Source organism: Saccharothrix longispora, assembly GCF_030852425.1.
GTDB lineage: Bacteria > Actinomycetota > Actinomycetes > Mycobacteriales > Pseudonocardiaceae > Actinosynnema > Actinosynnema longispora.
In genome coordinates, this window is sequence record NZ_NSDM01000026.1 from 36,074 (window position 1) to 57,969 (window position 21,896).

At 74.0% G+C, this 21,896-nt stretch carries 20 protein-coding genes; 10 read left to right on the forward strand and 10 right to left on the reverse strand.

Going from position 1 to position 21,896, the window contains the following annotated elements:
- Nucleotides 1–13: 13 nt before the first annotated feature.
- Nucleotides 14–940, reverse strand: coding sequence for an NAD(P)/FAD-dependent oxidoreductase (locus CKY47_RS34810; RefSeq protein WP_306750629.1), 927 nt, complete (start codon nt 938–940; stop codon nt 14–16).
- Nucleotides 941–971: 31 nt separating this feature from the next.
- Here CKY47_RS34810 and CKY47_RS34815 point away from each other — a divergent pair, with 31 nt between their 5' ends.
- Nucleotides 972–1,709 carry a thioesterase II family protein gene (locus tag CKY47_RS34815; protein ID WP_306750630.1) on the forward strand — a complete coding sequence of 246 codons (738 nt, stop codon included), beginning with the start codon at nt 972–974 and terminating at the stop codon, nt 1,707–1,709.
- Between the two features lie 9 nt (nt 1,710–1,718).
- On the opposite strand, the gene CKY47_RS34820 is transcribed toward CKY47_RS34815, so the two are convergent.
- The 5 genes from CKY47_RS34820 to CKY47_RS34840 all read right to left on the reverse strand — a co-directional run bounded on the left by CKY47_RS34820 (nt 1,719) and on the right by CKY47_RS34840 (nt 7,284).
- Nucleotides 1,719–2,474, reverse strand: a complete 756-nt coding sequence (locus CKY47_RS34820; protein ID WP_306750631.1) for a class I SAM-dependent methyltransferase — start codon at nt 2,472–2,474, stop codon at nt 1,719–1,721.
- 4 nt (nt 2,475–2,478) lie between these two features.
- On the reverse strand, nt 2,479–3,546 hold the full coding sequence (locus CKY47_RS34825; protein ID WP_306750632.1) for a saccharopine dehydrogenase NADP-binding domain-containing protein: 1,068 nt from the start codon (nt 3,544–3,546) through the stop codon (nt 2,479–2,481).
- Complete coding sequence (locus CKY47_RS34830) at nt 3,543–5,537, reverse strand: phosphopantetheine-binding protein (RefSeq protein ID WP_306750633.1); 1,995 nt, start codon at nt 5,535–5,537, stop codon at nt 3,543–3,545. The genes CKY47_RS34825 and CKY47_RS34830 overlap by 4 nt, the downstream gene beginning before the upstream one ends.
- Nucleotides 5,534–6,676, reverse strand: coding sequence for a class I SAM-dependent methyltransferase (locus tag CKY47_RS34835; protein ID WP_306750634.1), 1,143 nt, complete (start codon nt 6,674–6,676; stop codon nt 5,534–5,536). Before CKY47_RS34835 ends, CKY47_RS34830 begins: the two co-directional genes overlap by 4 nt.
- Nucleotides 6,677–6,840: 164 nt before the next feature.
- Nucleotides 6,841–7,284, reverse strand: a complete 444-nt coding sequence (locus CKY47_RS34840) for a Fur family transcriptional regulator (RefSeq protein ID WP_306750635.1) — start codon at nt 7,282–7,284, stop codon at nt 6,841–6,843.
- A 721-nt stretch (nt 7,285–8,005) separates the two neighbouring features.
- On the opposite strand from CKY47_RS34840, the gene CKY47_RS34845 reads away from it, so the two are divergent.
- The 4 genes from CKY47_RS34845 to CKY47_RS34860 all read left to right on the forward strand — a co-directional run bounded on the left by CKY47_RS34845 (nt 8,006) and on the right by CKY47_RS34860 (nt 13,255).
- On the forward strand, nt 8,006–9,052 hold the full coding sequence (locus tag CKY47_RS34845; protein WP_306750636.1) for a glycosyltransferase family 4 protein: 1,047 nt from the start codon (nt 8,006–8,008) through the stop codon (nt 9,050–9,052).
- A 213-nt stretch (nt 9,053–9,265) separates the two neighbouring features.
- Entirely contained in the window at nt 9,266–10,282 is a 1,017-nt protein-coding gene (locus CKY47_RS34850) for a hypothetical protein (protein ID WP_306750637.1), read from the forward strand.
- Nucleotides 10,279–12,270: a LamG domain-containing protein gene (locus tag CKY47_RS34855; protein WP_306750638.1), complete on the forward strand. Its 1,992-nt coding sequence runs from the start codon at nt 10,279–10,281 to the stop codon at nt 12,268–12,270. Before CKY47_RS34850 ends, CKY47_RS34855 begins: the two co-directional genes overlap by 4 nt.
- A 232-nt stretch (nt 12,271–12,502) precedes the next feature.
- Nucleotides 12,503–13,255: a class I SAM-dependent methyltransferase gene (locus tag CKY47_RS34860; protein ID WP_306750639.1), complete on the forward strand. Its 753-nt coding sequence runs from the start codon at nt 12,503–12,505 to the stop codon at nt 13,253–13,255.
- Here the strand turns inward: CKY47_RS34860 and CKY47_RS34865 are convergent.
- Entirely contained in the window at nt 13,245–14,456 is a 1,212-nt protein-coding gene (locus tag CKY47_RS34865; protein ID WP_306750640.1) for an MFS transporter, read from the reverse strand. The two genes, CKY47_RS34860 and CKY47_RS34865, sit on opposite strands and share 11 nt — an antisense overlap.
- Nucleotides 14,457–14,461: 5 nt before the next feature.
- Entirely contained in the window at nt 14,462–15,595 is a 1,134-nt protein-coding gene (locus CKY47_RS34870; protein WP_306750641.1) for a PrpF domain-containing protein, read from the reverse strand.
- 342 nt (nt 15,596–15,937) lie between these two features.
- Here CKY47_RS34870 and CKY47_RS34875 point away from each other — a divergent pair, with 342 nt between their 5' ends.
- The 4 genes from CKY47_RS34875 to CKY47_RS34890 all read left to right on the forward strand — a co-directional run bounded on the left by CKY47_RS34875 (nt 15,938) and on the right by CKY47_RS34890 (nt 19,175).
- Entirely contained in the window at nt 15,938–16,777 is an 840-nt protein-coding gene (locus CKY47_RS34875) for a glutamate ABC transporter substrate-binding protein (RefSeq protein ID WP_306750642.1), read from the forward strand.
- A gap of 131 nt (nt 16,778–16,908) precedes the next feature.
- On the forward strand, nt 16,909–17,445 hold the full coding sequence (locus CKY47_RS34880) for a hypothetical protein (protein WP_306750644.1): 537 nt from the start codon (nt 16,909–16,911) through the stop codon (nt 17,443–17,445).
- Nucleotides 17,442–17,783 (forward strand): hypothetical protein, encoded by a 342-nt coding sequence (locus tag CKY47_RS34885; RefSeq protein WP_306750645.1) that lies wholly within the window; start codon nt 17,442–17,444, stop codon nt 17,781–17,783. Before CKY47_RS34880 ends, CKY47_RS34885 begins: the two co-directional genes overlap by 4 nt.
- Before the next feature lie 147 nt (nt 17,784–17,930).
- Nucleotides 17,931–19,175: a wax ester/triacylglycerol synthase domain-containing protein gene (locus CKY47_RS34890; protein WP_306750646.1), complete on the forward strand. Its 1,245-nt coding sequence runs from the start codon at nt 17,931–17,933 to the stop codon at nt 19,173–19,175.
- A gap of 350 nt (nt 19,176–19,525) precedes the next feature.
- Here CKY47_RS34890 and CKY47_RS34895 read toward each other — a convergent pair whose 3' ends face one another.
- Both CKY47_RS34895 and CKY47_RS34900 read right to left on the reverse strand, forming a co-directional pair.
- Nucleotides 19,526–20,383 carry an oxygenase MpaB family protein gene (locus tag CKY47_RS34895; RefSeq protein WP_306750647.1) on the reverse strand — a complete coding sequence of 286 codons (858 nt, stop codon included), beginning with the start codon at nt 20,381–20,383 and terminating at the stop codon, nt 19,526–19,528.
- Between the two features lie 22 nt (nt 20,384–20,405).
- Nucleotides 20,406–20,864, reverse strand: a complete 459-nt coding sequence (locus CKY47_RS34900; RefSeq protein ID WP_306750648.1) for an SRPBCC family protein — start codon at nt 20,862–20,864, stop codon at nt 20,406–20,408.
- Between the two features lie 349 nt (nt 20,865–21,213).
- On the opposite strand from CKY47_RS34900, the gene CKY47_RS34905 reads away from it, so the two are divergent.
- Nucleotides 21,214–21,896, forward strand: a 683-nt coding sequence (locus CKY47_RS34905; RefSeq protein ID WP_306750649.1) for a hypothetical protein, incomplete at its 3' end; no start/stop codon positions are given.

The window sequence follows — 21,896 nt, forward strand, 5'->3', positions numbered from 1 at the left end:
ACCGCCGCGCGGATCAGGAGGGGAACACGCCGAGCCCGGAGCGGAACAGGTCGCCCTCCATCCACACCGCCGCCCGCACGCCGTCGGCGGCGCCCAGCACGACCAGGGTGGTGGCGTCGGGCATCCCGGGCAGCTTGGCCATGTCGCCCGCCGCGGACACGCCCGGCGTGGTCGTCTGCCCGATCTCGTCGACCTTGATCGTGCCGTCGGGCAGCACCTCGCAGCCCAGCTGCTCGGCCAGCCCGGAGTGCTGGCGGGTCGGCGCGCGGTGGAAGACCGCCTCCCGCCGCAGGGTGCTGCCGTCGGCGAAGTGGATGGTCAGGTCGTCCGCGTCGCCGGTGATCCCGACGATCTTCTCGTCGACGATCGGCAGCGCGCGGGCGGCCACGGCGGCGGCGACCGGCTCGGGCAGCTCGATCGGCCCGTCGGTGCACAGCACCACGTCCTGGCTGAACCGGTCGCCCAGGTACAGCGCGAGCATGGCCTCCACCGGCTCGCGGGTAACCACGGCCAGGGTCTTGTCGCCGGCTTCCCAGCCGTGGCAGAACGGGCAGTGGAACACGCTGCGGCCGAACCGCTCGGCCAGGCCGGGGATGTCGTAGGGCTCGTCGACCTGGCCCGTGGCCAGCACGACCCGCCGGGCGCGCACCACCGCGCCGTCGGCCAGTTCCAGCTCGAAGTCGTCCTTGGCGCCCCGCGCGGCCACCACCAGGCCGGTGCGCACCTCCACGCCCGGGTAGGCGGCCAGCTCCTCACGGCCCAGGGCGAGCAGCTGCTGCGGCGGGAAACCGTCGCGGCTGAGGTACATGTGCATCTCGGAGGCCGGCGAGTTGCGCGGCTCGCCGCCGTCCACCACCAGCACCGAGCGGCGCTGCCTGCCGAACACCAGCGCCGCGCTCAGACCGGCCGGTCCACCGCCGACCACCACCACGTCGTACATCGGGGTTCCCCTCTCTGGTAAAACGATAATCATGTTCGATGATATGGGTCCGTGGCTGCGCCGGTTGAGCACTCCGGCCGCATCCCGCCTGCGCCTGGTGTGCCTGCCGCACGGCGGGGCCGGCCCGTCGGTGTTCACGCCCTGGGCCGAACACGTCCCGCGGGACGTCGAACTGCTCGCGGTGCGCTACCCGGGCCGCGAGGACCGCTGGGGCGAACCGCCGCCGCGCGACCTCGGCGAGGTCGTCGCCCGCGTCGTGGCCGCCCTGCGCCCACTGCCGGAGCTGCCGTTCGTCCTGTTCGGGCACAGCCTGGGCGCCGCGGTCGCCCACGAGGTGGTGCAGCGGCTGCGCGCGGTGGGCAGACCGCTGCCGGTGCGGCTGGTCGTGTCCGGCCGCGAGGCGCCCCAGGACGAGCGCGGCGGCGACGTGCACCGGCTCGGCGACGCGGGCCTGCTGGCCGAACTGCGCCGGCTGGGCGGCGTCGACCCCGCCGTGCTGGCCGACCCCGACCTGAGCGCCCTGGTCGCCGAGTGCGTCCGCGAGGACTACCGGCTGGTCGAGACGCACACCGGCTGGAGCACCACGCCGCTGCCGGTGCCCGTCTCGGCCTTCGTCGGCGACCGCGACCCCGACCTCACCCCCGAGCACGCGGCCCGCTGGGCCGCGCTGACCACCGCGGGGTTCCGGCTGCGCGTGTTCCCGGGTGACCACTTCTACCCGGCCGCGCAGCCGGACCGCGTCGCCGCCGAGGTCCTCGCCGACCTCTAGCGCCGACCTCTAGCGCACCCGCCAGGCCAGCACACCGGCCGGCGGGTCGGCCACCGGCTCGCACCCGGCCTCGCGCAGCTCGGCGTGCAGCACCTCGTCGGAGGCGATGAACGACGGGAACGACACCGACTCCTCCGACACCAGCCGATCGCCCTCGTGCACCCGGTAGGTCATCGTCCACACCAGGCCGTCGCCGTCCACGACCGCCTCGCTGACCGTGTCGTAGCGGCGACGGCCCAGGGTGCGGCCGGGCACGGGGGTCGGCGGCACCGCCACCGGCGCCTGCGGCATCTGCACGTCCACCACGACCACACCGCCGGGGGCGAGGCGGGGCACCCAGCGCGCCCACAGCGCCTTGCGGTCGGCGGGGGAGAAGTGCGTGAGCACGTGCAGCAGCACGACCGCGTCCACCGGTCCGTCGACCTCGGCGGTCAGCGCGTCCTCGGGCAGCACGGTCACCGGCGGGTCCTCCAGCGCCGCCAGGCGGGTGATCAGCGCGGCGCGCATGACCGCCGCCGGTTCGACGGCGAACACCTCGCCGCCCTCGGGCAGGTTCGCCAGCAGGGTCTCGGTGAACTGGCCGGTGCCCGCGCCGATCTCCACCACCCGCCCCGCGCCGGCCAGCAAGGCGGTGAGCGCCGCCCGCATCGCGTCGCGCTGCGCCCCCGGGAAGATCAGGTCGTAGTACTGGGCGTTGACGGCGTAGCCGTCCGCCCCGGAGTTGTCGGCCCCGGAGTCGTGGGTGGTCGTGGTCTCGGTGGTCATCGCGTCAGCTGTCCTTCGGTAGTTCCAGTGCGGTCACCAGGTCGTCCGCCGCGAGCGCGGCGGCGGTGCGCCGGGGGTCGAGCACGTCGGCGGCGTGGTGCGCCCCGGCGGGCACCCGGCCTTCCAGCACGTCCGCGGCGACCAGTGCCGCGACCACGCCGCTGAGCTCGTAGGAGTCGGGGGTGCGCAGCAGGACCCGGCGGCTGCCGGCTCCCGACCCCGCGGGTGGGCGGGCGTGGGCCAGCAGCGCGTAGTGCCGCCCGCACTCCTCCACGTCGCGCCGCGCCGCCTCCACCACGGCGTCCACGTGGGCGTCCAGCGGTCCGTCGTCGGCCCACGCCGTCGCCAGCACCTCCGGGAGGTTCTCCGTGGCGTAGACGGTGTAGTTGCGCAGTTCGGCCACGCCCAGCGCGCCGGCGAGGGCGACCATCTCCGCGGACAGGAACGGCCAGGCGTGCACCCGACCCCGGAAGCCGGGCAGGGTCACCCCGCGCAGCGGGGCCAGGGCGTGCTCGACCACCCGGCCCTCCCGCCACGCCGCCAGCGCGTGGCCGAAGCGCGGCCCCCTGGTCAGCAGCGCGTCCACCGCCGACAGGCGGCCGATCCCGACCGAGCCGCCGACGTAGACGTCCAGCCTGCCGATCGGGCCCGCCTCGGCGAGCAACCGGGGCAACAGCCCCGACAGCCCCGGCATCAGCCCGGCGGAGAACACCGCGGGCAGCCGCCCCAGCGCGTCGGGCGCGCCGGCGGTCAGCGCCTCCAGCGCCACCGCGTCCCCCGCGGCGTCGACGTACCCGGCCCCGGCGGCCAGCGCGACCCGCGCGACCACGTCCAGCACCCGGTAGGACGGACCGGCGCAGTTGACCACCACGGCGCACCCGGCGCAGAACGCGGCGAGGGCGTCGGCGTCGTCCAGGTCCACCGCCACGGCCTCCGACGCGCCCCGCACCGCCTCCGCCCGCGCCAGGTCGCGCCCGCCCACCCGCACCGGGTGACCCGCGGCCGCCAGGCGGTCGACCACGACGCGGCCGACCGCGCCCGATCCGCCGAGCACCCCGATCAGGCCGGTCACGACGACGCACCCCGTGCGGCGAACGCGGCGGCCACCCCGGCCACCGTGGGCGACTCCAGGAAGTCCCGCACCGCGACACCACCACCGAGCCGCTTGGTCAGGCGCGCCAGCGCCCGCACCGCCAGCAGCGAGTCGCCGCCCAGCGCGAAGAAGTTCGCCGAGCGGTCCAGCACCGGCACGTCGAGCAGTTCCTCCCACAGCTCGGCGACGGCCTCCTCCAGCGGCGTGGACAGCGGCCCCTCGGCCACGACGGCGTCACCGTCGCCGTAGCGGCCCAGCAGCAGCCCGTCGCCGGTCGACTCGGCGGCGGCGGGCAGCTCGACCACGCGGTCCCAGCCCTCGCCGTCGGCCAGGGTCCCGATCAGCTCGACCAGGTCGGTGAACGCCGCCTCCACCTGCTCGGCCTCGAACAGCTCGTCCACGAGGGAGAACACGATCGCCATCTCCGAGCGCAGCTCGTAGAAGCGCACCTCCAGCGCCACCTGCGGGGTGCGCAGCTGGTGGTGGAAGTCGCCGAAGTCCACCTCGCCCAGCGGGCCCGCCGACTCCGGGTGCGCCGCGCCGACCGCCGCGTCCATGCCCAGGGTGCTCTGGAACACCACCGGCGCCACCGGTCGGTGCGTGCCGCGCCTGCGGCCCAGCTCGCGCGACACCTCGACACCGGTGATCAGGTTGTGCGCCGCGTGCTCGCCGAACCTCCGCTGCGCCGTCGCGGCCAGCTCGGCGAACGTCGCGCCCTCGGCCAGCTCTGCGGGCAGCAGCATCGTCGACGCGCACGCGCCCACCACCCGGTGCACGTCCGGGTGCACCGGCAACCGGTTGAGCTGCAACGAGTTCAGCAGCATCCGCCGGTGCCCGGTCCACCGCGCGAGCACGACGGCGAACGCGGTGAACATCGCGGTGGACGGCGTCACGTCGTGCGCGGCGCACCGGTCGCGCAACGTCGCCCACCGGTCCGCGGCGAGCCTGGTCTCCCGCGTGCCCATGGTCGTGGCCCGCACCTCGCGCGGGTCGCGCACCAGGGGCAGCGCGGGCGGTTCGGGCAGCGCGTCCAGCCGCTCCCACCACCACGCGCGGTCCGCGTCCCACGCCTCGGTGCCGGGGAGGCCCGCGACGGAGGCCACGTAGTCGCCGAAGTCCATGTCCAGCGGCGCCAGCACCGCGTTCCAGTCGGCGCTCAGCGCCAGCAGCTCGCGGTTGAGCAGCGTGGCCGACCAGCCGTCGAACACCAGCAGGCTCATGCTGGTGTGCAGGCGGGCCGCGCCGTCGGGCAGCAGGCTCAACCGGATGTCCAGGCCGGGACCGCGCGTGGGGTCGGGGCCGGTGGCGCTCATCTCCGCCCGCACCCGCTCCAGGGTTTCGCCGGCGGTGCCCGCGTCGGCGTCCCGCAGGTCGTACACGGTGGGCACGGGCACCGCGCCGGGCGCGTCGAGCGGCAGCACGTGCTGGTCGCCCTCGGCGGTGACCCGGGCCCGCAGCATCGGCTGGTGCTCGGCCAGCCGGCGCAGCGCGTCGTTGAGCGCGTCCTCCGCCTCGTCGCCGTCGACGTCGGTCAGGCCGACGTCGCCGTAGAAGTGCGCGGAGTCGTAGGACAGCTCCCACCCGTCCTGCTGGCCCACGAAGTAGCCCTGCTGGAGCGGCAGCAGCGGGAACGGCGCCTCCGGGTCGGCCCGTCGGCGCAGCTCGACCGGCAGCGCGCGGGCCGTCGACCCCGCAGCCGACCGGCGGCGCACCAGGTCCGACAACTGCCCGATCGTCGACTCCACGCCCACGTCGGACAGCGCCAGCACCACGCCCAGGCGCTTGCGGATCAGCGCCGCCATGCGCACGGCGAGCACCGAGTCGCCGCCCAGGCGCAGGAAGGTGGTGGCGGGATCGACCGGCCGGTCGCCCAGGTCGAGCAGGTCCGCCCAGATGCCCGACAGGACCGGCGTGGGGTCCTCGGCATCGGGCGCTGCCGCGGGGGCTGCCTCGGTGGCGGAGGTGGTCACGGGGTTCGGCTCCTCTTGCTCGAAGGGGTGAAGACCGCCAGCCGCTGGGAGAACGCGGCGAGCGGGTGGTCCGGCGGCGGCAGGTCCACGACCTGCTCCAGCCCGGCGCCCTTGGCGGCGGACGCCCACTCCGGACCGGTGAGGTAGGTGCGGGTGGTCCCCGCGCGCAGGTCGGTGCGCACGACCGGCCGGCCGCCGGGGCGCGGGGAGAGCAGGAACGGCATCGACGCCAGCGACTGGTGGTGCTCGTGGCAGGTCTCCACCAGCAGCAGCGCGCCGTCGGCGCGCAGCAGCCCGGTCACCTGGCGGAGCAGGTCGGGCACGTCGGTGGCGTTGTGCGCGGTGTTCACCGCGACCACCAGGTCGAAGTCGCCCTCGCGCACCTGGGGTTCGAGCGGTTCGGTGAAGTCGACCAGCCGGAAGCGCAGGTAGGGGTGGTCGGCGAACCGCGCGGCGGCGTCCCGCAGGAACAACGGCGACAGGTCGGTGAACAGGTAGTCCGACCCCGTGCCGGCCAGTGCGGGCAGCAGGTCGGCGGTCGTGGCGCCGGTGCCCGCGCCCAGTTCCAGCACGCGCAGCCCTCCCCGTGCGCGCACCAGGTCGGCGACCACCGACGCGGCGGCGGCGTTGAGGTAGCGGTTGACGGGGTTGTCGCGGTAGGCGGCGTCGGCGGTGGCGCGCTCGGAGTCGCGGAACAGCAGCGCCTGCGCGGTGACCTCGTCGGTGAGCAGCGAGGGCAGGGCGCGCAGGGAGTCCAGGACGTAGGTCGCCAGCGCGGGCGGATAACCCAGGCCCGCCACCGAAACCGTGATCGCCTCGCGCGCCGCCGCGAGTTCGGCTCGGCGCGGTGACCGCACCGAGCGCAGCAGGCCGCTCCCGTCCACGTCGGCCCACCCCTCGGCCGCCAGCGCGCGCACCCAGTGCCCGGCGATCCACCGGTGCCGGTCCGCGGCGGGCACGACGTCGGCGGGGTCGGCGGGCAGCGCCACCCGGGCGGCCGCGCGTCCCACGAAGTCGCAGATGCCCAGCAGGACGGCCAGGTCCAGTTCGCGGACCAGTTCCGGCGCGACGTCGACGTCCTCCACCGCCGCGCAGCCCAGCGCGTGGGCCGCGGCGGGCAGCGATCCAGCGATCAGCACCCGGTTCCCCTTCCCCTCCGCCGCGGTGCGTGGCGGAGTCAAGGCGAACCTACACGAAAATGATTGTCGTTACGTAGAACATCCGCCGACGAGCGGAGAACGGGTGCGAGCGGGGTCCTCGACGGGCTCGTCCGCGATCCCGGCCACCTGATCGCCGGCCCTCGTCACCCCGGTGGCGCAATCACCCCGGTCTGCCCGTCGAGCGGGCAGCGCGCGCACAGGCCGGCCAGTTCCGCCGCCACCCGGACGTCCGCGAACCCGTGCGCCGCCGCCGTCTCCGCCGCCCACCGCGTGACGGGCGTCGTGTCCACGCCCACCGTGCGGCCGCACCGCACGCACGTGAGGTAGTGGTCGTGCGCGTCGGTCCTCGGGTGGAACAGGTGACGGCCCTCCCGGTCCTGCGTGATGCCGAGGACGCCCGCGTCCACCAGCGACGCGAGGTGCCGGTAGAGGGTGGTCAACCCGACCCGCCCGCCCCCGGACCGCAGCAGGTGGTGGATGGCGTTCGCCGTGGAGGGGCCGGGCAGGTCGGCCAGCACGCGCAGCACCGCTTGGCGCTGCGGCGTCATCCGCGCCCCGACACCCCGGTCGAGGACGTGCCCGTTCATCCCGCGGATTCCCCGTGCGCTCACGATGCCGCGGCCTCGACGGGGCAGGGCCCCGACAGGGTCGGCGGGACGACGTGGGTGGTGGCGGAACCCGCGTGCGCCGGCGGTGCCCCCGACCCGGTGCGCGTGCGCTGCCGGCCGGCCGGGTCGATCGGCACGTCGAGGTCGCCGAGCACGTCTGCCGCACCGAGTCCGATGCGGGTCCTCGCGATCGGGGCGGACGTGGGGCCGGAGATCGGGTTTGTCGAGGTGCGGCGTGCGTCGGTGGTCGAATCGAGTGGCGCGGACATGGAGACCCCCGGGCGAAGCGTCCGTCGACAACGATAATCAACACCAATATAGTCGTTCTTCCGGCCACCGCGCGGCCCCGGTCGAAGTCCGCCTGGCCGACCGCGTGCGACCGCTTCCGGTCACCCTCGGCACCAGGGCGGAAATCCACCCACAAGCTGATCGACCTCCCGGTCGAGCACGTCCCCGGCGGCGAGGGCGGACAGGTGGTCGTCGTATCCGACCGTCCCGCGGCACGGGAGTCGCTCGCCGCGCCCAGCGTCGACGAAGGACGCGGCTTCCGACGGGAACGGACTCGTCATGCGAAGCGACGCGTCACTGCTTAGGTTCGGAGTGGGGTTCGGTCAAACAACGTGCCGAGCGTTCGCGCCTGTTGCCGCGCGTTCGTCCGGTCTCCGTCCCGGGTGAACGGCGCGCCTGGAACGGAGGTCTGATGACAGCACGCCCGGACAACGCGTCGGATGTCGCGGTGGTCGCACTGGGCGCCGACCGGGTCGACCGGGCGGTGGGGCTGGCCCGTGGTCTGGGGCGGGCCGGGCACCGCGTCACCCTGTACACCAGCGCGCCGGTCACCGCGTCCCTGCCGACCGGGTGCCGGTCGATCGCGACGCGGGACCTCGCCCGCGACTGGGAGCGCCGCGCCGCCGCGCCCGACGTCGTGCACACGGTGACACCGGCGTCGGTGCGTGCCGTGGCCGCGCTGGACGGTGTGTCCGCGCCGGTCGTGCACAGCCACGACCCGGGCGACGACGTGGGGACCTTGCCGCCCGGGGTCGTCGAGCACTTCGTCGTGGGCGGCGCCGGCGAGGTGGCGGGCGTGCTGGGGACGGGAGTGCCGCGTCGCGCGGTGAGCGTCGTCCCCGAGGGGGTCGACCTCTCCGAGTGGGGGGTCGGGGGACCGGCCGCGCCGCGGTCCGGAGTTCCGCGGCTGGTGTACCTCGGCGCGCTGTGTCCCGGGGACGGCGCGGACACCGCCGTCGCCGCGCTTCGCTGGGTGCCCGACGCGGAACTGGTCATCAGCGCCGACGTCGACGCGGACAGCGGACGCGCTCGCGAGGAGGTCGACCGGTTGTGCGCGGGCGCGGCGGCGCTGAAGGTCGCCGACCGCGTCCGGGTGACGGGACCGGTGTCCGCCGAGCTGCTGCGTTCGGCGGACGTCGTGGTCCACGCCCCGTGGAACGCCCGTCCGGTACGCCCGGTGCTGGAGGCGATGGCCTGCGGCGTGCCCGTCGTCGCCGGCGCGGTCGGCGTGCTGCCCGACACCGTCCTGGACGGCGTCACCGGCGTCCTCGTGCCGCCCCGGCTGCCGAAGGCGCTCGGGCTGGCCGTCAGGCGCCTGCTCAACGACAAGACCCGGCGCGCCGCCTTCTCCACCGCAGCCTCGGACCGGGTGGAGCAACGCCACACCTGGGACCGGATCGCCACCGAGACCGCCGCCGTCTACCGAAGCTGCATCGGAGCCCGCGCCGAGCCCGCGTGACGCCGGGACCGCGCACGGCATCCGGGGCGACGTCCACCGGCGGGAAGTCGACGACCGCGTCGGGAAGGCCCACCGACAGCACGAATTCACCAACGACGGCGGAGTCGTCACCTGAAACGGGGAACATGCTGTCCGCCCGGATTCGGCGCGCGTAGCTTCAGGAACGTTCCTCCGCTTCGCGGAACGGGATTCACGGAATGCGGGAGCGCCGCCATGCCCGAATACGCGGACATCTACGTACGCGACTCGTTGCGGGACACCGGCGTGGTGCCCTCGACCGACAACCCGTGGGCTTCACCGGACATCATCCCGAACCAGGGCGACACCCTCACCCCGGACCAGGCGGCGTCCACCTACACCGACGACATCGGCAAGAGGATCGTCAACGGCGGCCTCAACTACTTCTACGTGCGGGCCAAGAACCTCTCCCCGACCCCCGAGAGCGGCACGGTCTCGCTCCACTACTCGAAGGCGTCCCTGCTGATGACGCCCTCGCAGTGGCTGGACCAGCCGATCTCCACCGCCTCGGGCCTGACCAGCGTCCCGTTCCTCGACCGCTCGGCGCAGCGACTGCTGGCGCCGGGCGACATCGGCCTCGCGCAGCCCGCCTTCATGCTCACGAGCCTGCCCGCCACGAACGACCACTACTGCTTCGTCGCCGTGGTCACCACACCGCGCACGACGGTCGAGATCCCGCCCGCGTTCGGCTCGAACACCCAGTTCGCCCAATGGGTGATGAACACGCCGGCGGTCGCCTGGCGGAACGTGGCCATGATCAACAACCCGCGGGACAACCAGGTGGTGGCGTCGGCGCTCTTCGGCAACATGGACCCCAGCCCGCGGAGGGTCTACTTCCGCGTCGTGGGCACCGACATGCCCGTGGGCACGGACGTGCACGTGCAGAACGCCGACACGCGCTGCCCGATCGACGAACGGGTCTACCTGCCGGTGCCGGAACCCGACGGCAAGCAGATAAACGGCTTCGAGTCCGACGTGCCCGCCCGGTACGAGGGCGGCGTGTCGATGACCATCACGACGCCCCGGAACACCCCCTTCGGCCCGGGCGCCACGATCCGGCTCGAGTACTACCAGGTGCCCGACCAGTCGAACGACATCGAGGCGAGCGTGGCCACGGACCACCGCGTCCCCGAGGCCGACGGGAGGGCGCCGGCGTACCGGTCGCTGGTCGAACTGGGCCGGGTCACCCTCCGGATCGGCGCGGCGTCGTGACCGGGCCGCGGACCTCGGCGCAGGTCACCGACTTCGCCGCGGGTGACGGTGTGATCGGCTTCGGTCCGGTGCCGCAGATCGTCTTCCGGGGCCGGGAACCGTGGTCGTTCGAGCTGTGGGCGAACTTCGACGCCCTGACCGACCGCATGGACCTGGTGACCCGGGAGGGCGAGTTCGCGTTGCAGACCCGCAGCCGGGCGCTGTGGGCCGCGCGGACCGGTCAGCCCGTCGTCCTCACCACCGACGACGTGCTGGAACACCACCGCTGGTACCACATCGCCGTCACGTTCGACGGCTTCACGATGACCGCCTACCTCGACGGCCGCCGGCTGGGCTTCGTCACGGTGCCCGACGGCGGCGTCGCGCCCACCGGCAAGCCACTGGTCCTCGGCTCGGGCTTCTACGGGTGGAGCACGGGCTTCCGCGCGTGGAACACGGCGGTCGTCCCGGCGAAGGTCTACCGCCACCAGTGGGCGCCCTACCCCGCCGGCACGCCGGGCCTGATCGGTCAGGTCGACCTCACCCGGTGGCCGCCGGTGGACACCTCGGGCGGTGACCTGCCGATCACCCCCGGCGCGTCCGGCGTCGGCCCGGTGGTCCTGACGCCGGCGGCCGCACTGGGCGGGGCCGCGTCGTTCTGCGACCCGTACAACGACGGCTCGATCAACCCCGGCGCCTCCCAGTGGGACTTCTCCGTCCTGGCCTGGGTCAACCCGGCCCGGCTCGGCACGTCGCAGGTCATCTTCTCCAACGGCCCGGTCGGCGGCCCCGGCATGCGGCTGGCGCTGGAGAGCACGGGCGCGGTGTCGCTGCGCGTGGGCGACGGCGAGACCGTGACGTCCACCGCGCGACTCGACGTGGGCGCCTGGACCTCCGTCGCCTGCACGTGGAGCGTCGCCGCCGCCACCACCACCCTCTACGTCGCCGGCGAGCCCGCCGGCACCGGGTACAGCGCCACGGGCAAGCAGAGCCCTACCGGCACGCCGGTGATCGGCGGCATGAGCGACCCCGCCGCGCGCCCCCTGCCCAGCGCGAACTTCTTCGGCTCCATCCAGTCGGTCGACGTGTGGAACCGCGTGCTCACGGCCGCCGAGGTGGTGCGCTACCAGACCGAGGACCCCACGACCGACCAGGCGTGCGTCGCGGCGTGGTCGCTGACACCGCCGCTGCCGCAGAACACCGTGACGCGCAACCCGATCGGCATCGTCGGCGACACCGCCGTGCGCGCACTCGCCACCCCCGGCACCACCGGTGAACCGGGCATGTGGGCCACGTGCGCGCCGACCTCGGGCACGCCTCCCACCGGCACGCTCCCCGACGCGGCCACGCTGGACGCCTGGGTCGCCGAGTTCCGCACCCGCTGGGCCGACCTCGACGAGGTGGACGAACTGGCCGACCGGCTGCGCCACAACCTCGACGAGGTGGCGGCGCAGGTCTCGGCGGGCACCTTCCGCGTGCCGTTCGACCTGACCACCGAACGGCTGCCCGACGGCCGGACCCGTGTCCTGCTGCACGCCGAGGGGCAGACCGCGGTCGTCCACGAGGGCGAGTTCGACCCGTGCACCGAGTGGGCGATCTGGTTCATCATCGCCCTGGGCGGGGCGGTGTACCAGGTCTTCGGGTTCGGCCTCAACCTGTCGAAGGTGGGCGCCGGCCTGACCAACTACCTGGGCATGTCGCTCCGGACGCCCGGCCTCGTCGCCGGCCTGCGGGCGGCGTTCGCGGCGGGTGTCACCCCCACCGCCGTCTTCGACGCGATGCAACTGCTGTGGCAGCTCGGGCTGCTCATGCCGCTGATCCGCACCCTGCGCGAGGCCGCCACCGCCAGCCTCACCTTCTGGACGGTGCTCTCGCTGGGCGGGCGGCTCCTGCTGCTGTTCGGCCCCAGCGCCCCCCTGGAGATCGCGCTGTTCATCACCGAACTGGGCGTCGCGGCGTACAACGTCCACAACCAGTGGACCAAGAGGCCGGCCGGCTGCTGGTCCTGACCCCGGGCCCGGCGGCGCGAGTGCGTCGTCCCCCCCCGGTCGACGGGCGTGTGCGGAAGCGGCCGGTTGCGCACTCGCGCACCGCGGTCCTCCCCTCCGGGCACGAGGAGTGCCCGGTCCGGGGGGTCCGCGCACGGGTCTTCCACACTGCACCCGGACGACGACGCCTCGGGCAGCCCCGGCCGGTCGGAGCGCGCCCCACCCCGCACAACCCGAGTGAAAGCAGGAACGCATGTCGCACGGTGACGCCGGCACCGCGGAGCGGGCCTTCTCGTTCGGTCTCGACGCACGGGCCTACGCGGACCTCCGCCCCTCCTACCCGGACCAGGCCGTCCGCTGGGGGCTGAACGGCACCTCCGGCCGGGTGCTCGACCTCGCGGCGGGCACCGGGAAGCTGACCGAGTGCCTGGTCGCGGTCACGCCGAGCGTCGTGGCGGTCGAGCCGGACGCCGACATGCGCGCCGAGCTGGAGCGGCGACTGCCCGACGTGACCGCGCTGGACGGGGTCGCCGAGGCGATCCCGCTGCCCGACGAGTCGGTGGACGCGGTGTTCGTGGGGCAGGCGCTGCACTGGTTCGACCTCGGACCGGCGCTGACCGAGATCGCACGGGTGCTGCGGCCCTCCGGCGCGCTGGTCGCGCTGTGGAACCACGACGACACCGGCGTGCCGTGGGTGGCGGAGTTCGCCGCGCTCGCCCGGACGACCACGGCGAGCCGGCACTGGGCGGACCCCCTCGTCCCGCTGCCGGCCCATCCCCGGTTCGCCGCGTTCGAACACCGGAAGTACCCGAACCCCCAGCCGTTCACCGCGGAGTCGCTGGTCCGGATGGTGTGCACGCAGTCGCACATGCTGCTGGCGACGCCGGGGGAGCGGGAGCGGCGGGTCGCCGAGCTGCGCGGCTTCCTGGCCGACCGACCGGCCACCTCGTCCGGCGGGTTCGAGCTGCCGATGGTGACGACGGCCATCCGCGCGGTCAAGCCCTGATCGCACCCATCGCCAGGCCGAACTGCCGGCACGTCGAGGTGATGCCCGCGACCACGCCGACGCGGTCGCCCTCGACGCGTTCGGTGGCCAGGGCGGTGATCAGCGCGTTGGTCAGCCCGAAGCCCGCGCCGAAGAGCGCCTCCCCGACGACCGGTGCCCACGCGGGCGAGTGCGCACCCGCCCGGACGAGCACCAGCTCGGCCGCGAGCACCACCACGCCCCCGAGCACGAGGGTGCCACCGGTGCCGAGCAGGCCGCGCACCCGTGACGCGAACCAGGCGCACAGCACGACCGCCAGCGGCATCGGCGAGGTCATCAGACCGGACGCCGCCGCCGAGAGGCCCCGCACCTCCTGCCAGTACCACGAGGTCCTCAACAGGAACCCGCCGAGGGCCACGAACAGCACGACCGCCGCGAGCGCGGACACCCACAGCGCGGTGATCCGGAACAGCCGGGGATCGACGAACGGGTCGCGCCGGCGCAGCCCGTGGCCGACGAAGACGCCGGACAGCACCAGGGCCGCCGACGCCCAGGCGAGGGCCGACACCCCGGACACCGCCACCGACCGCATCAGCACGAAGAACAGCAGGACCACCAGGAGCTGGCCGAGCGGGTCGACCCGCCGCGTCCGGAGCGCGGTCGACTCCGGTACCACGGCGGTCGCCGCGACGAACACCCCGCAGCCGAGCACGGCGACCAGGGCGAAGACCGCCCGCCACCCGAACGCGTGCACGACCGCGCCGCCGACGAGCGGACCCGCCGCCATGCTCGACCCCATGACCGCGCCCCACACGCCGAGCGCGCGTGCCCTCTCCTCCGGCCCGGGGAACGTGGTCAGGACGATCGAGAGCGACACCGGGTTGAGCATCGACGCCCCGACACCCTGCACCACCCGACCGGCAAGGAGCACCCGGTGGTCGGGCGCCACCGCGCACACCGCGGCGCCGACCGCGAAGACCACCAGCCCCACCCGGAACACCCGGCGGCGGCCCAGGCGGTCGGCCACCCCGCCGGCCAGCACCAGGAAGCTCGCCAGGGCGAGGCCGTAGCCGCCGACCACCCACGGCAGCACGGCGGGGGGCACGTCCAACCCCCGCCGGAGCGCCGGCAGCGCGAGGGTGACCGCCGTGGCGTCCACGCCGACGAGGAACACGCTCAGCGTGCAGACCGCCAGGACGACCGGTCGGCGGTCGGGCGTCACGCGGATCACCCGCCGCCGCACGGCACGAACAGCTCCATGGTCGCGATCCGCCGCGCCACCCGCTGGAAGACCACCTCGCGCAGCACACCGGCCCCGTCCACCCGCGTGCCCAGCTCGACCACGCCGGCCGCCGTGCCCAACCGGATCGTGGACGCGACACCACCACCGACGATCCGGTTGGGCACCGTGCCGGGCGTGACAGCGGCGGCGGCGAGCGCCACCGCCGAGGTGAGGCCGATCGCCGGGTGCGGCGCGAACATCGACATCATCCGGACGGACACGTCGTACTCGTCGGCCCCCACGCGGCGGCCGGACGTCGTCGTGTACGCGGTGGGCGGTGCGACGAGGCCCACCTTCGGGATGACGTCGGGCGTCGGCGCGCCCGGCGGCACCAGTCCCATCCGGACCGCGCCCTGCCGACGCAGGGAGACCAGTTCGGAGGCCGCCTCCCGAGCACCCTCGATCGTGCTCGCGCCGAAGCCGCCGGCGTCGATGAACATGGCCGGCGCCCCGGCGTCCACGAAGGTCACCTCGAGCGCACCCACCACGTCCACCGCGTGCCCCGAGGGCAGCAGCCGCCCGGTGGTGCGGCCCACGGGGTCGACGAAGCCCAGTGCGACGGGCACACCCGTGCGACTGACCGAGCCGGGCACGAGCGCGTCACCGCACTCGGGGACGGCGCCGTGCTCGGTGGCGACCGCGGCGGTGAGCAGCGTGCCGGTGTTGAGGTTGAGCATCCGCACCACCGTGGTGCCCGCACGGGGCGTCACCAGGCCGGTCTGGATCGCGTGGAGACCGACGGCGGTGGCGCAGTTGCCGCAGTTGCTGCCGTACTCGACGACCTGGTCGCCGATGCCGACCTGCGCGAACAGGAACTCCACGTCGACACCGGGCTGCGACGACGGGGAGACGACCGCCGCCTTGGACGTGGTCGACGTGGCGCCGCCGACCCCGTCGACCTGGCTCGGGTCGACGGAGCCGAACGCGGACAACAGGATGTCGTCCAGCGCGATGTCGTGGCCCGCGAGGTCCTCGGCGCGGAAGATCACGCACTTGCTGGTCCCGCCGCGCATGAGCGTCGCGGGGATGCGCAGCAGTCGTCGGGAGGGAAGGACGGCGATGTTCGGGGAAGACAGCACGGTGACCACCTCCTCGCAGACCGTAAACCCCCGCTGCCCGGGTGTGATCCGGCTGTGCGCCTTGAGGAAGGGGGCTCGTCCCGTTCGGGAAGCGCCCCGACGCGGATCGTGCCGGTGTCTCGGTGGCGCTCTTCAGGCGGCCACCGAGCCCGACGCGACAGTCCTACCGGGATCGACGCGCACCGACCGGAGGTGCCCGACACCCCGACCCCGGCGCCGCCCGGGCCGCCGAGGACTCCCCGCGTCGACGCGCTGCGCGAACGACCGCCCCGCGTTGCCCGATGGGGCGCGGCGCGTCCGGATGATCTTCTGCACGCGTTTCGCGAGTCCTACCGTGTGCGAATGGGAGTGTTGCCCCCCAACAGGAGTGACGCGCCGGCCGTGCTCACGGCCGCGACCGCGCTCGTCCTCGCCCTCATCGCGTGCGGCACCGTCGACGGCTCGCTGGCGGACGAGGCCGGCGACGGCCTCACCATCGGCATCCGCTTCGACCAACCGGGCATGGGGCAGCGCCGCGCCGACGGCAAGTACGTCGGTTTCGACGTGGACGTGGCCCGGTACGTCGCCGCCGGGTTCGGCGTGGCCGAGGAGGACATCACCTGGCGCGAGGCCCGCCCCGCGGACCGGGAGAGGCTGATCGAGGACGGTTCGGTCGACTTCGTCGTCGCCGCCTACTCCATCACCGACCAGCGGCGGGAACGGGTCGCGTTCGCGGGACCCTACTTCGAGACGGGACAGGGCCTGCTGGTGCGCTTCACCGACACCGGCATCACCGGCCCGGAGGCGCTCGACGGCAGGGGACTGTGCTCGGTGACCGGGTCGACATCGGCGCAGAAGGTCAAGGACGGCTTCGCGGCGGGTGTGCGCCTGATCGAGTACGGCGACTACTCGGACTGCGTCACCGCGCTGCTGGCCGGCAAGGTCGACGCGGTCACCACCGACGAGGCCATCCTGGCCGGGTACGTGGCCGCGAACCCCGAGCTGCTCACGCTCGTCGGCGAACCGTTCACCACCGAGCGCTACGGCGTGGGCCTGGCCAAGGACGACGCCGCCGGCCTGGCGGACGTCGAGGCCTCCCTGGAGGAGATGATCCGGTCGGGGGAGTGGCGCGCCGCGCTGGAGCGCAACCTCGGCGCTTCCGGCATGGACCTCCCCGAGCCCCCGCAGGTGACCGGCGGGTAGCCGGCCGGTGACGTGCGGGGTACGTCCGGGCAAGCAACCCCACCCGGGCGGGCACAAGCCGTCCCCGACGGTTCCGCGTGACGGCGGCCGCGTGGTCGGCTTGGTCCGACCCTCCCGGAAGGAGGCCCGCCATGACATCCCGGGCACACCGGGTCGAGGCGACGGCCCCGGCCCACCCGCAGCGGCGCGGCACGAACGAGGTCGCCGAGTGGTACCGGTTCCGCCTCGGTTGGCCGGTGGAGATCACGGACAGCGGCGTCGACCTCCCCCTCGCCGGCGGCATGGTCGCCTTCGAGGTACCCGTGCACCTGGCCGGGGGAGTCCTCAAGCGACTGACCGAACTCGGCGCCGTGGGTCCGGCCCTGCGCACGGGGGTGGGCAAGGACCGGGTGACGTTCCTGTGCGACGTCAACGACATCGTGATCACCCAGGCGGACGTGCCGCTCGGGGTCAGGTACCTGCGGGTGGGCACCGTGCTCCCGCTCCCGTCACCGAGGCCGTCGGGGGCGTGGTTCGTCGCGCCGGACCCGGATCGCGGGTGGCTGCCTTCCGCGAGCGCGGTACTGCACGCGGTGTGGCGCACCACCACGGCGGCCGCGCGGGTCATGTCCTCCGGCTTCGCCGTGCGCCACGTCGGGCAGGCCCGTCCCCGGAGGGGTTTCGCGTGATCGACCCGGCCGGTCTGTCCCACGCCGAGCCCGTCGTGTTCGCCGGTGACCTCTTCCTGCGGCTGGCCGCCGAGGGCAGGCTCGTGCTGGACCCCGCCGAGGCGGACCGGGTGATCGAGGGCCTGCGCCACACCCTGCACGTGCTCACCGACCGCGTCCACCTGGTCGAACTGCTGCACGACACCCCGCTGGACGACATCCGCCGCCTCCACCCCGAGGCGGAAGGCGCCGTCGTGGACGCGATGTTCGCCGAGCAGGTCTCCGGGGGCGCCCTGCGGCGTGCGCTCGACGAGTTGCCCAAGTACATCCGCGCCTTCGAGAACGCCAAGAGGCCGTGAGCCGATCACCGGCCGCCCGCGGTCGAGTCCTGCCGGTTCAACCGGGCAACGCGCACCCGATCATCGCGCACAGTCCACACCCCGCGTGTTGACCGCCGCGCGCGCCGGGTCGAGCCTCTCCCCGAGGGGTGAGCGGAAGGTGTTCGCATGCACACGACTGATACACCGGGCACTCCGGCCGACTTCATGGCCGGGGCCTTCGCCGTGCTCGGGCAGTTCGCGCCCGACCCGACCGACCTGTTCATCGGGCTGGTCTTCCGGGTCTCGGGACCGTGCCCGTCGGTGGACGCGGTGCGGGAACGCGTCGCGTCACGCCTGCACCGGTTGCCGCCGATGACCGAGAGGCTGGTCCCCGGCGAGGTGGCGCGCTGGGAACCGGTCCTCGACTTCGACGTGGACCACCACGTCCGGGTGTTGCCCCGCCAGGAGGGGGTGGCGACGGCACGGGAGGTGTTCGCCGACTCGTTCGACCCGACCCGGCCGCCGTGGTGCCTGTGGATCTCGGACAACGGATCGGGCACGTGGGACGTCTACTACCTGGTGCACCACGGGCGGCAGGACGCGGGTGGCGCGGTGCGCACCGTGGAGGCGCTGCTGGGTGACGGCGAACCCGCCACGTGGCGGAGGACCGGTGACCGCCGCCGGTCGTGGTCGCGCGGGTGGCCGGGCGCGGTGTCCCTGCTGCCCGACCTGCTGCGCACCCGCCTGCCCGCCGAACCGGCCCCGCGGTGGTCCGGCGGGGACGAGCGGGTGCTCGGGCTGGGGAGCGTGCCCGTCGAGGACCTCAAGCGGGTCTCGCGGCGCAGCGGCGCCTCGGTCAACCAGGTCCACCTGGCGGCGATGGCCGAGGCGCTGGCCGGGTGGCTGCCGCCGGTGCCCGGCAGGCAGGTGTGCCTCCCCGTGGAAACCCGGCGCGACGGAGAACCGCACGACGACTTCGCCAACCGGATCGGGTTGATGCGGGCGGTCCTGCCGTGCGGTGGTGACGTGACCCCGGCCGAGAGGTTGCGGGCCGTGGTGGCCTCGGCGAGCCGGACGCGGGTCGAGCGGCACCGCCGGGCCTGGCGCGACCTGGCCGACAACGCCCCGGGGCGGGTCGCCGGCCGGGTGCTGCAGCTGATCACCGACCCCTCGCGGGTGGGCGTGACGGTGGCGGCCGTCCGCATCCCGGAGCTGTCGGCCCTGATGGGCGGACAGGTGCTCGGCGTGACGGCGATCCCGTGGCTGCCACCCGGGCACACCTGCTTCGCGTCGCTCATCAGCTACGGCGACCGGGCCCGGCTGTCCGTCCTGGTGCCCGAGGGCGCGCCCGACCCTGCCGAGCTGATCCGGCTGTGGGTGCGGGCCGTCGACGCACTGGACGCGGACCGCGCGGACGTGTCGGCGAGTTGAGGGGCCGCCTCGGCCCGCGCCCGCGTGCCTGACCCCCACCCCGTGCACGAGGACGCGCTCGACGCGGCGCCCCGGCGCGGGCACGCCGCGGCCGGGCCGCCCTGTCGGGTGTGAGCACGTCGACGGCACGACACCGGGCTGCGCCGACCCGTTCGGCGGCGGCCGGACGGTCCAAGACCCCGCCTGCCCCGTCCGGTGGGCGGGATCTTGGACCGCCGGCGGACCGGTTCCCGGTCGGCGGCGACGATCGGCGGACGCCTGCGGGCACCCCGGTGCCCGCGTGGACTTCGGCCGCCGATCCCTCGTCGGACGTGGCCCGCGACACCGGGCGGACCGGTCGCCGGGCTCCCTCAGCCGGGGAGGTGCCGGGTTGGCGACTCGACGGGGTCCACGACCGCTCCACGCGAACGGCGCCAGCCCGCACGTGCCCGGGGGTGGAACCGGCGGTCGTGCGGGACGAGGCGGAACACCAGGTGCACGGCCCGGCCCAGGACCCGGTGCAGGCGCTCGTCGAGCGCGCTCCAGTTCAGCCCCAGCCGGTCGCGGATCACCGGGTCGTACAGCCCGGTGGTCAACCACCCGAGCCCTCGCGCGAGCAGGGACCACAGCGGTGACCAGAGCGCCTGCGGCACGGCAGGCAGGAAGTGGGGCTTCGGCAGACCGGCCAGGTCGAGCACGTCCCGGGTGGCCTTGTTGTCCACCAACACCCGGGAGCACATGTCGTCCCAGTAGGTCTGGAACTCCTCCCACGAGCCGGGCACCGGCCGCATGCTCAGGCCGTACAGCGCGTACCACTGGACGTGCTCGGCGAACAGCTGCCGCCGCGCCGCCTCGGGCACCCCGCCCATGAACCTGTCCCCGAAGCGGATCATGGTCATGAAGAACACCGCGTGCGCCCAGTAGAAGACGTCCTGCTCCAGTGCGTGGTAAGCCGCGCCCGAGTCGTCCGCGCCCCGGATGGCGGTGTGGTGACCGCGCACCTCGACGGCGGTCTCACGGGCCCGCGCGCCGTCGTAGACGACGCCCAGGATCGGGTAGAACGAGCGGAACACGCGCTTCCAGCGCTCGCCGAAGAACCGCGAGTGCTGTTCCACCGCGAGTCCCAGGCGCGGGTGCATGTTCTGCATGGACCCGGTCCAGAGCATGACGAGCACGTTGCGCCAGTCGCCGAAGTAGCGCCACGTCAACGAGTCCGGGCCCAGCGGCACGGGATCTCCGCGGTTCCCCACCTCAGCGCTGGTGGCTCGTGGACAGCAGCCGGTCCAGGCCGAGGTGGCCACGCCGCATCGTCAAGGCGTGGTTGTGGGCGAAGGCGCGGCGGGCGACCGGGGCGAACACGCGCAGCAGCTTCTTCCGCGCGGTGCACTCCTGGGTGATGTGGACGTCGGTCGAGCCGTCGCCCCGATCGGTCACCGCGAAGTCGATCCAGCCGGCGATGTCGCCGTCGAGCGCCAGGCGGAAGTGCCCACCCGGCGCGTCGCGGATCAGGAAGCGGTTGGTGACCCTCAGCGTGTAGGGGAGGGAGGAGCGCAGCGCGATGGCCACCGCTTCGTCGTCGATCCGCTCGACCCGGCGGTAGTCCGGCCACCAGCGCGGGTACTCGTCGATCGCGACGAGCGCGTCGAAGACGGCTTCCTTCGGGTGTCCGACCGTCCACGAGAGGTCGAACCGGTAGAAGTTCAGGTCCACGGCACACCTTCCATCCGATGGGCCCCACCCTCGTGAGCCGGGCCGAACGCTAGTGCCCTGTCGTGAGCGGGTCCGGTCGGCGCGCTGCTCTCGTCCCCTTCGACGGGAGGAGGTGCGCGTTCGGACAACCGCGGAGCGCCCCGGCCGACGAGGAAGGCCGTTCTTCCTGTTCAGGCACTCCTGCGGGGAATGCCGAAGTCCCGGATCGCGAGTCGGCCCATGATGCACGGGACAGGTGTTCCGCCATCACCCCGGAGGTCGTCCGCTTATGACCGGAGCAGATCGCGATGCCGCCGACGAAGTGACGCTGGCGGTCAGGTGGCCGAGTCCACCGGACGGGCAGCACGCCGTGAGGTCCGCCGACTGGGCGACGGGGTTGTTCAAGAAGCTCGACCCGCTGCCCAGCGGGCGCGAGCCGCTGCGGGTGGAGGTGGTGGGCGGCGGCCCGGTCGGGTTGTCGTTCGCGTGCACGCTGCGGGCGATGATGGGTGACCAGGTGGTGATCCGCATCCACGACCGGCGGTGGAAGCGGCAGGGCAACAAGGTCGTGTGGTTGGGGCAGGCGGAGGGCAACTTCCGGCGTGAGCAGGTCGTGACGTTGCAGAGCAACGTGTGGTCGACCCTGCCGCACCAGGTGCAGGAGCGGTTGTTCGCACAGGGGCGGTTCGGGGAGATGTGGCCGTTGGGCCCGGACTCCCCGGAGGGGAAGGGCCGGCCGCGCAACATCAAGATCCGGTGGATCGAGGACGCGCTGCTGGAGATGGCGCAGGAGGTCTACGACATCGAGCTGGTGCCGGGGCGCTACGAGGTGCCTCCGACTTGGGACGGCACCCAGGTCCTGGTGGTGGCGGATGGGGCGAACTCGCCGACCCGCGCGGCGTTGAAGGAGCACTTCGGCACGCCGGACCGCAATTTCTACTCGGTCGAGGGCGAGCAGTTGGTGGAGACGGTGCTGGGCATCCGGGTGCGGGGGAACTTCCCGGACGAGCACACGGTGCCGTTGACGGTGGGGCAGAACCGGTACCTGTTCAA